Below are 12,905 nucleotides of genomic sequence, written 5' to 3'. Positions count from 1 at the left end.
TGGTTAGAATACCTGCCTGTCACGCAGGGGGTCGCGGGTTCGAGCCCCGTCCGTTCCGCCACCTTATTTAGGGGCGTAGTTCAATTGGTAGAGCACCGGTCTCCAAAACCGGGTGTTGGGAGTTCGAGACTCTCCGCCCCTGCCACAAAAAATCATGAATTTGTCTTAATTTTAGTCGTTTGATTATTTTTATCTATATAAATAAAAAAAATTTATTTACAGATTTACTTAGTTAATTATAATTTCCGCCCAACTACTTTTACAATCCAGAGGAAAAAAAATGGCTGAAAGTTTTGTAAGTCAACAACGTTTTTTTGATAATAAAAATTATCCACGAGGATTTTCTCGTCATGGTGATTTTACTATTAAAGAAGCACAAATTTTAGAAAAGCATGGTTGTGCATTTAAAGATCTTGATGCAGAAACAAAAAAACCTACTACAGCAGAAGAAAAATCATTTGTTGCAGTTTGTAAAGGTAAAAAAGAGCCTGCAACCGATTTTGAAAAAGTTTGGCTTAAATACCTTTCTCGTATTAATAAACCAAAACGTTTTCATACATTATCGGGTGGAAAACCGCAAATTGATGTAAACGATGATTTTGTCGATAATGATGACTGATTCTGTTAACCAATATTTTTGTGTAATTGAATTAACAGTCTATCCATAGAACGATAACTTAAAGCTTCTGAAATATGTTTTCGTTCTATGTTCTTTGAACCTTCTAAATCCGCAATTGTCCTAGATACTTTCAATATTCGATGCCAAGCTCTAGCTGAAAGTCCTAACTTGATTAAGGCTTGTTCTAAATATTCATTATTATCGTCAGATAATTGGCAATAGTGTTCAATTTCACTTGCTTCTAATTGACTATTTAATTTTTTATTCCTATCAAATTGTGTATTTCTTGCCTGTAAAACTCTTTGCCTAATAGATACTGTTGATTCAGCAGATGCTTTTTTCTGACTTAGTGAACCTTTTGGTAAAAGTGGTACTTCTATAGAGATATCAAATCTATCAAGAAATGGACCAGAAAGTCGGTTCAAATAACGAATGACTTGTTGAGGCGTCGTTCTATTGTGTGTTCCTTGATAATGACCGGTAGGACTTGGATTCATAGCAGCAATAAGTTGGAATTTAGCTGGAAAGCGTATTTTAGCATTTGCTCTTGAAATAATAATTTCACCAGACTCAATGGGTTCTCTTAACGCATCTAAAACTTTACGATTAAATTCAGGTAATTCATCTAAAAATAATACGCCATTATGTGCCAGTGAAATTTCCCCCGGTTTTGGAATTGTTCCTCCACCAACTAGTGCTGCAGTTGACGCGCTATGATGTGGCGATCTAAAAGGCCGTTTACGCCAATTTTTAATTGAACCATTTAGACTGACTAAACTAGTGATAGCTGCACTCTCAAGAGCTTCATCATCGGTTAATGGCGGCAATAAAGAAGTTAACCGAGTGGCTAACATAGTTTTGCCTGTTCCAGGTGGTCCAATAAGCAATAAATTATGTCCACCAGCGGCTGCAATTTCTAAAGCTCTTTTAGCATGTTCTTGGCCTATGACATCTTGTAAATTAACTGTTTCACCTTCTACATCATCATTTAGACGGTAATTTACTTTAGATAAACTCACTTCATGATTGAGATGTTGACACAATTCAAATAAATTATTGGTGATTAATGCATTGCTATGATGAATTAAAGAAATTTCAGACTGATTTTCTGTTGAAATAATTAATGTGCGATGACTTTTTTGTGATGAAATCGCAGCAGGGATAGCACCTTTCACAGCGCGAATATTTCCAGATAGCGCCAGTTCACCTAAAAATTCATATTGCGATAAATCCTGAGCAGGAATTTGCTCCGTTGCCGCTAAAATTGCAATGGCAATCGGCAGATCGAAACGACTTCCTTCTTTAGGAAGATCAGCAGGTGATAGATTTACAGTTATTTTCTTGGCAGGAAACGTAAAACCACTGTTAATAATAGCGCTACGTACCCGATCTTTAGATTCTTTGACTGTTGCTTCAGGCAAACCAACTAATACAAAGCCTGGTAGTCCATTGCTAATATGGACTTCAACATTTATTAATGGTGCTTGTATACCAATAGATGCTCGTGTGTAGATAATTGCAAGTGACATAAAAATAATCATTAATGGTTAAAATGATTTATTATGTTACTTTGTTAAAATGAGAGAAGTGGCTTAATATTGGTTTATTGTGATGTAGTGTCCAATTAACATTGCCATTTTTCTTTGAATAGTTAATTTTTATCAGTAAAAAACTTCGATACAAATAAACACACAAAAAATAAGCCAGCATTACTTAAAACTACTGATGGACTTGTCGGTGTGTCATAGAGAAATGAAAATAGTAAACCACTTAATACCGATATCATTCCAATAATAATTGAAAGTATAGCCATTACTTCAGGTGTTTTGGAAAAGTATCTAGCTGTAGCTGCAGGGATAATAAGTAAAGAGGTGATAATCAGTGCTCCCACGAATTTCATTGCAATACCAATAGTAAAGGCTAATAGGAGTGTTAGAATTAATTTTGTTAATCGAATATTAATACCTTGAATGAAAGCTAATTCTTCATTAACGGTAATAAAAAGAAAATCATTCCAGCGCCAAATCAATAATAAACCGATAAATATTACACCAATTACGATTTGAGAGATATCAGTGTAAGTTATCGATAACAGATCACCAAATAAGTAACCCATTAAATCAATCCGTATGTTTCCCATTAGACTGATTACAACTAAACCTAAAGATAACGCACTATGAGCAAGAATACCCAGTAATGTATCAATAGGAAGTTGTTTCTGGGATTCTAGCCAAAGTAATCCTAATGCTAAAATCAGTGTCACAAGAATTACTGCATAAAATAGATTAATATTTAATAAAAAACCAAAAGCAATACCGAGTAGAGCTGCATGAGATAAAGTATCACCAAAATAAGACATTCTACGCCAAACAACAAACGTTCCTAATGGACCGGTAATGGTTGTTAAGCTTAATCCAGCTAACAAAGAAGGTAATAACAATTCAATCATTTTAATGATCCCTTTCTATATGCATTAATTTATCATGTTGATGATCAGCCGATGTTCTACATAAGTCATGTTGGTGATTGTGATGATGTTTATACACAGCGATTTGTGATGCACCGTGTTGACCAAATAGGGAGACAAATTCAGGGTCATTTGACACAGTAGCAGGTGTACCCGAACAACAAATATGATGATTCAGACAGATAACTTCATCCGTTTTAGCCATGACTAAATGGAGATCATGCGAGACCATTAATACCCCACAATTAAATTGTTTTTTTGCATTAGCAATTAAATCATATAAAAGAATTTGTCCATTAACATCTACGCCTTGTGTCGGTTCATCAAGAATAAGTAATTGAGGCTGTTTTGCTAAAGCTTGAGCAAGTAAAACACGCTGTAATTCTCCACCCGACAATTGATGCATTGATTTATCGACTAAGTATTCTGCTTTAACAAGTGAAAGCGTTTTTAAAATATCGTCATTTTTTAATTGTTTATTTAACCGCATAAAACGCTTTACAGTAATAGGGAGAGTTGGGTTTAAATTTATCGATTGCGGAACATAACCAATTGTTAAATTCGGTAAACGACAAATCTGTCCCGAAGAGTGGGGTAGTAATCCTAATATGACTTTAACCAGCGTTGATTTACCTGCACCATTAGGCCCAAGTAATGTAATAATCTGATTTAGCTTAATAGCTAATGAAATATTATCTAATATTTTTTGATGATTGATTTCAACGGAGACATTTTCAAGTGAAATTAATTGAGTCATGTAACGGGTAGCCCTTGCTCACCTAAATGTTATGTTATATTATAACAATATTAAATTTTATTCTATCATAAATTATAGCATTGGATAATAACGTGAAAAATCATATCGTGAAGACTTTTAAACTGTTTATACAGTATTTAATAATCTTAACCCCAATATTAATAATACAAAGTGCAAGTAATTATGCTAATGCTACGGTTATATCGTCGGTTAAACCGATAGGTTTTATTACTCAAGCTATTACATCAGGCATCACTGATGCAGAAATTCTTTTACCGGACGGTGCTTCTCCTCATACTTATTCATTAAAACCTTCTGATTTAAAGAATATTAAGTCAGCGGAATTAGTTATTTGGGTTGGTGAAGATATGGAAACCTTTATGCCAACCTTATTGAAAAATATCGATAAACAAAAGCAAATTGAATTAATGGAAATTCCTGCAATTAAGACTTTGCTTCGAACTAATCACGATGATCATTCTCATGAAGAAATAAATCATCATCAATCAGACCATGATCATCATGGTGAATATGATGAACATATTTGGCTTTCGCCTGAAATAGCGAAAATTATTGCGCAATCCATTCATGATAAACTTATCACCCTTTATCCAGATAAAAAAATAAAAATTGACGAAAATCTAAACGAATTCACTATAAAATTATCTGAAACAGAACAAAACATTGCAAAAAAATTAATAAACGTCCAAAATAGAGGGTATTTTGTATTTCATGATGCCTATGGGTATTTTGAATCACAGTTTAGATTAAAAAATCTAGGTAGTTTTACTATAAATCCAGCAGTTCAACCGGGCGCTCAAAAAGTTTATGCTATTCAACAAAAGTTAAAAGAACACCAAGCAGTATGTGTTTTTATAGAGCCTCAGTTTAGCCCAGCAGTTATTGAAAAATTGGTTAATGGAACAAATGTCAGAATTGGAGAATTGAATCCTTTGGGGACAGATATAATGCCTTCAAAAGATGCGTATTTTCAATTTTTAATGAAATTAACTCAGCAATTGTTGGATTGTTTAGATAAATAATCAGATAGATAATAAATAGTTAAGGTTTATTTTGGCTCGAAAGATTGAAAATCGTCATATTGAAAAAAGCAAAGTGAAATTTCCCTATTTTTCAATATTAGGCGTTCTTCTTGTTGTTATCTTTTTTACGATATTATGGCGACCATTGAATTTGGATCGCACGGTTTATATACCGTTGAATCCTCAAGTTGAAACAACCGTGAATAATACTTCTGTGCCTGTAAGTATTGGAGAAGGTCAGGTTGAGTTAGTCGACGGTAATTCAAATTCTACAGTGATAGAATCCTCTGATGAACCGGAAGATGAAATTGTCAAAGATGACTTAGATAAAATCATTGATGAAAAAGATAATACTGTACAATATACCATTGTTCGGGGCGATACCTTACATGATATCTTATTACGCTATAACGTAAATCGAAATGATGTTTATGAATTAACGTCCAAATTTAAACAGCTTGCTAATTTAAGAATTGGTCAACAGTTGATGTGGACAACAGACGATGACCATAATTTACAAAACTTGAACTGGACTATCTCAAGCAACAATATCCGAATGTATGAAAAATCGGGTAATGACTTTGTTGAGAATTCAGAAACGGTCGAAGGAATTTTACAAGAAGTTGTTATTAAAGGTGAAATAAAATCTAATTTTATTGCTGATGCCCGTAAAAGTGGTTTAACTAGTACTGAAATCGGTATTATTACTCGTGCTTTACAATGGCGATTAGATTTTAAACGCTTACAAATTGGCGACAAATTTTCGGTTATTCTGTCTCGTGAGATGCATGGCGACCGTTTATCGAATAGCCAATTGTTAGCGGTTCGCTTCAAAAATGGCTCAAAAGACTATTATGCTGTTCTCGCCGATGACGGTAAATATTATGATATTAATGGAGATAGCTTATCCCAAAGTTTTTTCCGTTATCCATTAGCAAAAAAAGCGCGTGTTTCTTCTCAATTTAATCCTCGTCGTTTACACCCTGTGACAGGAAAAATAGCGCCTCATAATGGTGTTGATTTTGCGGTATCTCGTGGAACACCTGTCTTATCGGTGGGGAATGGTGAAGTTGTGATCGCTAAATATAGTGGATCAGCAGGTAATTATATCGCTATAAGGCATGGGCGTCAGTATATGACGACTTATATGCATTTAGATAAGATTCTCGTTAAACCAGGACAACAGGTTAAACAAGGTGAACAAATAGGATTGTCAGGCAATACAGGACGTTCAACAGGGCCACATTTACATTTCGAATTACATATCAATAATAAACCTGTGAATCCATTAACAGCTAATTTACCTATAGATGAAGGTTTAACAGGTAAATCTAAAAACGCTTTTGTTGCGAAAGTGAAAAGTATTAAACCCCGACTAGAATTTAATAATTAATTTTGTAGATACATCATTTTAAGCTAAATATGTGCTAAATCAACAAGGCAGATATATCTTTGAAAAATTGTGTTATGATAACGAAATATATTTTATGACGAATTTTAGGTGAGCTTTGAATACTTCGACTAAATCAACAAAAAAGAAACCTACTCAAAAAGTAAAAAAAAATAAAAATAAAAAACGCTCACTTTGGCGCCGATTTTTGTCATTGCTATTTAAACTGTTTTTAGTTTTTGTGGCTGTGACCGTAATGTATGGTATTTATCTCGATCAACAAATAAAAGAACGCATAGATGGTAATGTTTGGGAATTACCTGCAGCTGTTTATGGTCAAATTATCGATCTTGAGCCAGAAAGTGAATACAGTTTAAGCGATGTTGTAACGTTGTTAATAGGTGCACAATATCGACAACAGGATACGCAAGCTACTCGACCCGGTGAATTCATCGTCAGTAATGATGCTGTTGAAATATACCGTCGCCCTTTTACTTTTCCTGATGGTGAAGAACAAGCTTTTCGAGTTAGAATTACGTTCTATGATAATCGAATAGATCGTATTACTAATTTAGATACAGGACGTGATTTTGGATTACTTAAGATCGATCCAAAATTAATTACAATGATGCACTCACCTAATGGAGAACAACGTTTATTTGTTCCTCTCAAAGCATTTCCTGATTCACTGATTAAAACTTTAATTGCTACTGAGGATAAACGTTTTTATGATCATCATGGCGTGAGTTTATATTCGATTGGGCGAGCAATTTATGTCAACCTTACCACAGGTCGTACCGAAGGTGGAAGCACGTTAACTCAACAAACTGTAAAAAACTTATTTTTAACTAATGAACGTAGTTTAAGCCGTAAAATACGTGAAGCCTATATGGCGATGATTCTTGATGCTCGTTATAGTAAAGAACGTATCTTAGAGTTGTATTTAAACGAAGTTTACTTTGGACAAGCTGGGAGTGAGGAGATCCACGGTTTTCCACTTGCTAGCCTTTACTATTTTGGTCGTCCTGTTAATGAATTGACGCTCGATCAGCAAGCAGTTCTAGTTGGAATGGTAAAAGGGGCTTCGTTATATAATCCTTGGACGCAACCTAAACAAGTTTTAGAACGCCGAAATGTTGTTCTAAAGCTGACCGAGCAACAAGGAATTATTGATGATGAGTTATATAATCTATTAAGTCAGCGCCCACTATCTGTTTTACCAAAAGGTGGTGTTATTTCGCCACAACCTGCTTTTATGCAAGTTGTTCGTAGTGAATTAAGAAAGCAATTAGGTGATAAAGCAGATCACCTTTCAGGAATGAAGATTTTTACGACATTTGATCCTGTTGCCCAAGCAGCGGCAGAACAATCAGTTACGAATGAAATTGAAAAATTACGTAAATCAACTAATAAAGATTTACAAACAGCCATGGTTATTGTTAGCCGAGAAACCGGCGAAATTCGTGCAATTATTGGTAGTGCAGAGCCTCGTTATCCTGGTTACAACCGTGCATGGTTAACCCGAAGAGCAATTGGTTCACTTGCTAAACCTTCAACATATTTAACAGCATTAGGGCAACCGGATCGTTTTCAACTTAATACGTGGTTGGATGATTCACCACTTTCAATAAAGCTTGATAATGGTTCGTACTGGCAACCGAAAAATTATGATCGTAAGTTTCGTGATCATGTCATGTTAGTGGATGCTTTAGCACTTTCGTTAAATGTACCAACCGTCAACTTAGGGATAGCTCTTGGTCTTGATGCGACTAAAAATACCCTGCAAGCATTGGGTGTGCCAAGTGATCGTATTACGAATCTACCTTCACGATTATTAGGTGCTTTAGAGTTAACACCTTTAGAAACAGCACAAATGTTCCAAACGATTGCAAACAATGGACAACGTTCGCCGTTATCTATTTTAAGATATGTACTAACGGATAAGGGAGAATTGGTATATCAAAACTATCCTAAACAGATTCAAGCTGTTTCACAGCAATCAGCCTATTTAACTACTTATGCTATGCAACAAGTTGTGGAATCGGGGACATCACGGTCTCTAAAACGAAAATATGGATCATTTAACTTAGCTGCTAAAACCGGAACCAGTAATGATTCTCGTGATAGTTGGTTTACAGGAATTGATGGTAAAAATGTCGCTGTTGTTTGGATTGGGTTGGATGACCATTCGCCAATGAAATTAACAGGTGCAACAGGTGCATTAAAAATATATAGTGAATACTTACAAAATAATCCACCTAAAAGGTTATCGCTCCCGATACCTCAAAATATCTACATGCTATCGATAGATAATAATGGCCAGTGGCAATGCGATGATCGTAGTGGTCGAAAGTTACCTGTTTGGACAACCAATACACAAAGCTTATGTAACAACAATAATCAACCGACTCCAAGTCAGCAAGTACCAACTTGGGTCACTGAAATGTTAAATAATTAGGTGAAATAAAATGCCTGAATTACCCGAAGTGGAAACAAGTCGTCTAGGTATTTTGCCTTATTTAAAAGGACAAACTATAAAGCAAATAGTAGTTAGGCAACCAAAATTACGTTGGCCTGTTGATGAACTCATTCATCGTTCTCATGGAGAAGTCATTTTGGATGTCAAAAGACGTGCAAAATATTTGTTGATACAGCTAGCACATAATTGGATTATCATTCATTTGGGAATGTCTGGTAGTTTGCGTATTTTACTTGATGAACAACAGGAAGTCGCAAAGCATGATCATATAGACTTGGTTTTAGAAAATGGTGTTGTATTGCGTTATACTGATCCAAGACGTTTTGGTTCATGGCTCTGGGCTAATTCGCTTGAAGAGGTTTCTCAATTAAACCATTTAGGGCCTGAGCCTTTGAGTGATGCGTTTTCAGCAGAGTATCTGTTGGCGCAAGCGAAAAATCGTCAAATACCAATTAAAAGTTGGATTATGGATAATCATATTGTTGTTGGTGTAGGAAATATCTATGCATCGGAATCGTTGCATATGGCAAAAATTAATCCCAATCGAAAAGTGAATTCATTACATTTAGCCGAGTTTGAAAGATTAGTTTCAGCTATCAAGCAAGTTCTGACTAAATCGATTAAACAAGGTGGAACGACACTAAAAGATTTTCTTCAATCTAATGGAAAGCCTGGTTATTTTGCTCAAAAATTACAAGTATATGGGCGAGAAGGACAAGAATGCCATAATTGTCAGACTATAATAAAATCGCAAAAAATAGGTCAGCGGAATACTTTTTTTTGTGATAATTGTCAAAAATAGTAAAAAACAAATGGATACTTATTTTTTTTCAAAACGATAAATATGTTAATAAACACACTAGGCTAAAACATCTTTTCAGACAGTTTGAAAATTTTTAATTTTAAAACAATTATTTTTCTTTTTTTGATAACTCAAAAGTTAAATTAGCATAACCAATCTTTTTAACAAAAAAAGCGTTAAAATTATATTAACCTTTTTATTCCATATACTATAGACTTGTTATTTAATATCAGCTATCTTTCTTAATGAAAAAGTATGTAGAAATTGTTGAAATATAAAAATTGCCATTTTTAAGTGATAATAATCGTATGTTTTAATTTTTATTACTTTTCTCCAACTACTAATATATAGTGAATCTAACGTAGTTATTTATGTTTAATTTAAGGAATTTAAGATGATCAAATACGCCTCTCGCTTTTTGATAATTTGTTCTATATTTTTATTTGCTTTAATCAGTAATAGTTGGGCAGATAATACAGGGATTCAAATAAATATTACTGAAGGTGTCAGTACCGCAAAGCCTATTGCTGTTTCACCATTTAAATGGACAGGATCGGGAGAACCACCCCAAATAATTGAAAATATTATTGCATCTGACTTACGCAATAGCGGTAAATTTAATCCAATCGACATCGAAAATATGCCACAAAAACCGACAACCGCATCTGAAGTTAATTCTGCTGTATGGAAAAATCTTGGCGTTTCAGCTGTTGTCGTCGGTTCAATTCAACCTGATGCTTCAGGGAAATACCACATTACTTATCAATTAATCGACACCGTTGATAAACCGGGTGCTATTTTGGCTGAAAACCAATTTACAATAAGTCAACGTTGGGTGCGTTTGGCCGCACATTCGGCAAGTGATGAGATATTCGAATCACTTACTGGAATTAAAGGGGCCTTTAGAACACGCATCGCTTATGTTGTAGAGACCAACAGAGGGCCGTACACGCATGAATTAAGAGTGTCTGACTATGATGGTTATGATCAAGTAACCGTTCATCGTTCTAAAGCCCCACTTATGTCACCAACTTGGTCTCCGGATGGTAAAAAATTAGCGTTTGTTACTTTCGAAAGTGGAAATTCTGCATTGGTCATGAAAAATTTAGAAAACGGTGCCATTGAAACCGTTGCTTCTTTCCCTCGACATAATGGTGCTCCCGCATTTTCACCTGATGGTACAAAGTTGGCATTTGCACTTTCTAAAGATGGTAACTTAAATATTTATATTAAAGATTTAAATTCTAAACAAATCACTCAAATTACAACCGGTCGAAGTAATAATACTGAACCTTCTTGGATGCCAGATAGCCAAACAATTGTTTATACGTCAGATCAAGCTGGACGTCCACAACTTTACAGTATCAATATAAATGGTGGTACACCTCAAAGATTAACATGGGATAATACTCAAAATCAGAATGCTCGTGTTTCTCCAGATGGATCGTTTATTGCAATGATTTCAACCAACAATGGTGAACAACACATCACGAAATATGATATGGCAACCAAAACCTACCAAAGATTGACTGATACATTTTTGGATGAGACTCCAAGTATTGCGCCAAATGGTACCATGATTATTTACAGTTCGACGAAAGGATTAGGATCGATTTTGAATCTTGTTTCGACTGATGGCTTTTTTAAAGCTGAATTACCCGTATCAGATGGACAAGTGAAATTTCCATCTTGGTCACCTTATTTATAAATTACTGTCGAACTTGATAAATTAAAATGATAAATATTCAATTTATACTGAAGAGTTAAGAAATATAATATATCAACTTTATTTCCAAACTGGTAACAAACGATATTTGAAATCAGTTGGATCGGCTAAAAATAAATATTAATTTATTTAAAAACACAAAGGAGTTATTACAATGCAATTCTCTAAATATCTTAAGGTAGCAGCTATAGCTTTACCATTAATTGCTTTGACAGCATGTTCTTCTAAAAATGGTACCGACGCGAATGGTAATTTTAGCGATACTTTAACAAGAGAAGATCGTGCTTTGCTTGCAAGATTACAACAACAAGAAATGAATACTGTCTATTTCGATTTTGATAAATATAATGTTAAACCTGAATATAATCGCATGTTAGATGTTCATGCAGGTTTCTTACGTGCTCATACCTCAATGAAAGTTGTGATTCAAGGGCATGCTGATGAACGAGGAACACCAGAATATAATATCGCACTTGGTGAACGCCGTGCTGTAGCTGTTGCTTCTTATCTACAAGCGAATGGTGTCTCTTCTAGTCAAATGCTGATAAGATCATTTGGTAAAATGCAACCTGCCGTATTAGGTCATGATGAAGCTGCGTACGCTAAAAATCGTCGAGCGGTTGTTGTATATTAATTATATTTCATAACGGCTGAAGGTTCAGCCGTTAATTTTTCATATTGAGTTTTCATTTATGCATAAAAAAATAATTACATCACTCATATTGCTTTTGTTTACCGGTTACGGTTATGCAGCAAGTAATGCTGAATTAGAAAGAATGATACAAGCACAAGGACAGTTATTGATTGAGAGTCAGCAAAAGATTAGTGATTTACAATCGGATGTTGATACCTTACGTGGTCAATTGGAAGATACCAAATATCAACTAAATCAGACTATTGAACGTCAAAAAATGATTTTACAACAGATGACCAATGGTACCGAATTCTCATCAAATCAAACTAACAACTCATCTAATCAATCAGCATCACAAACTACCCAAACTGAATCGAGTGCAACTTCATCAAATTTAATAAATTGGACAACCACAGGAAATGATAAAACCGATTATAATTTTATTATGCAATTTATTAGTGATGCTAATCAAAGTAATGAACTCATTTTAGCTTTTAAAAAGTTTTTAGAAACTTACCCAAAATCGATATATCGTGCTAATGTGAATTATTGGCTTGGTCAAGTTTATTATAAGCAAGGTAAAAAAGATGATGCGACGTTTCATTATGCAACGGTAGTGAAAGATTTTGCAAACTCAGCGAAAGCACCAGATAGTCTTTATAAAGTAGGCTTGATTTTACTTGAAAAAGGAGATAATAAGAATGCTAAAGCTGTTTTTCAACAAGTAGTCAATAAATACCCTAAAGATAAAAATGCGGTGAACCTTGCCAAAAAGAAACTCGCTTCACTTTAGTCAAAACGTATGAAAAACCAGCTTTTGAAAAAAAGCTTTCAGAAAAGGGTTGCATTACCTAATAATTATAAGTAATATAGCAACCCGAAATTGCTTGTACCTATAGCAAAAAAGGTGCAAAGCGTCTCTTCATAATGGGTTGTTAGCTCAGTCGGTAGAGCAGCGGACTTTTAATCCGTTTGTCGAGCGTTCGAA

At 34.6% G+C, this 12,905-nt stretch carries 11 protein-coding genes and 1 tRNA gene; 9 read left to right on the top strand and 3 right to left on the bottom strand.

The window, feature by feature from the left end:
• Positions 1-69: 69 nt before the first annotated feature.
• Both J3U35_RS07035 and J3U35_RS07030 read left to right on the top strand, forming a co-directional pair.
• Positions 70-145, top strand: a tRNA-Trp gene (locus J3U35_RS07035).
• A 135-nt stretch (positions 146-280) separates the two neighbouring features.
• Entirely contained in the window at positions 281-619 is a 339-nt protein-coding gene (locus J3U35_RS07030; RefSeq protein WP_065557810.1) for a DUF413 domain-containing protein, read from the top strand.
• A 5-nt stretch (positions 620-624) separates the two neighbouring features.
• On the opposite strand, the gene J3U35_RS07025 is transcribed toward J3U35_RS07030, so the two are convergent.
• From J3U35_RS07025 to znuC, 3 genes are all read right to left on the bottom strand, one after another.
• Complete coding sequence (locus J3U35_RS07025; RefSeq protein ID WP_267360450.1) at positions 625-2,148, bottom strand: YifB family Mg chelatase-like AAA ATPase; 1,524 nt, start codon at positions 2,146-2,148, stop codon at positions 625-627.
• Between the two features lie 122 nt (positions 2,149-2,270).
• Positions 2,271-3,068, bottom strand: coding sequence for a zinc ABC transporter permease subunit ZnuB (gene znuB, locus J3U35_RS07020; RefSeq protein WP_267351445.1), 798 nt, complete (start codon positions 3,066-3,068; stop codon positions 2,271-2,273).
• Position 3,069: 1 nt separating this feature from the next.
• Entirely contained in the window at positions 3,070-3,843 is a 774-nt protein-coding gene (znuC, locus tag J3U35_RS07015; RefSeq protein ID WP_267360448.1) for a zinc ABC transporter ATP-binding protein ZnuC, read from the bottom strand.
• A 92-nt stretch (positions 3,844-3,935) separates the two neighbouring features.
• Between znuC and znuA the strand changes: the two genes are divergently transcribed.
• The 7 genes from znuA to ybgF all read left to right on the top strand — a co-directional run bounded on the left by znuA (position 3,936) and on the right by ybgF (position 12,710).
• On the top strand, positions 3,936-4,886 hold the full coding sequence (znuA, locus tag J3U35_RS07010; protein WP_267351448.1) for a zinc ABC transporter substrate-binding protein ZnuA: 951 nt from the start codon (positions 3,936-3,938) through the stop codon (positions 4,884-4,886).
• Positions 4,887-4,917: 31 nt separating this feature from the next.
• Positions 4,918-6,279, top strand: coding sequence for a murein DD-endopeptidase MepM (mepM, locus tag J3U35_RS07005; protein WP_267351450.1), 1,362 nt, complete (start codon positions 4,918-4,920; stop codon positions 6,277-6,279).
• Between the two features lie 115 nt (positions 6,280-6,394).
• Positions 6,395-8,734 (top strand): bifunctional glycosyl transferase/transpeptidase, encoded by a 2,340-nt coding sequence (gene mrcB / locus J3U35_RS07000; protein WP_267360446.1) that lies wholly within the window; start codon positions 6,395-6,397, stop codon positions 8,732-8,734.
• A 10-nt stretch (positions 8,735-8,744) separates the two neighbouring features.
• The gene (gene mutM / locus J3U35_RS06995; RefSeq protein ID WP_267360444.1) at positions 8,745-9,557 is read left to right on the top strand and encodes a bifunctional DNA-formamidopyrimidine glycosylase/DNA-(apurinic or apyrimidinic site) lyase; all 813 of its coding nucleotides are present in this window, start codon (positions 8,745-8,747) and stop codon (positions 9,555-9,557) included.
• 397 nt (positions 9,558-9,954) lie between these two features.
• Positions 9,955-11,265 (top strand): Tol-Pal system beta propeller repeat protein TolB, encoded by a 1,311-nt coding sequence (tolB, locus tag J3U35_RS06990; protein WP_411597326.1) that lies wholly within the window; start codon positions 9,955-9,957, stop codon positions 11,263-11,265.
• Between the two features lie 172 nt (positions 11,266-11,437).
• Positions 11,438-11,917: a peptidoglycan-associated lipoprotein Pal gene (pal, locus tag J3U35_RS06985; RefSeq protein ID WP_267351457.1), complete on the top strand. Its 480-nt coding sequence runs from the start codon at positions 11,438-11,440 to the stop codon at positions 11,915-11,917.
• A 58-nt stretch (positions 11,918-11,975) separates the two neighbouring features.
• Positions 11,976-12,710, top strand: coding sequence for a tol-pal system protein YbgF (gene ybgF, locus J3U35_RS06980; protein WP_267351458.1), 735 nt, complete (start codon positions 11,976-11,978; stop codon positions 12,708-12,710).
• Positions 12,711-12,905 lie beyond the last annotated feature (195 nt).

This window comes from Gilliamella sp. B2717 (genome assembly GCF_026536675.1).
GTDB classification, from domain to species: Bacteria; Pseudomonadota; Gammaproteobacteria; order Enterobacterales; family Orbaceae; genus Gilliamella; species Gilliamella apicola_I.
This window is presented reverse-complemented; position numbering and strand designations above follow the sequence as displayed.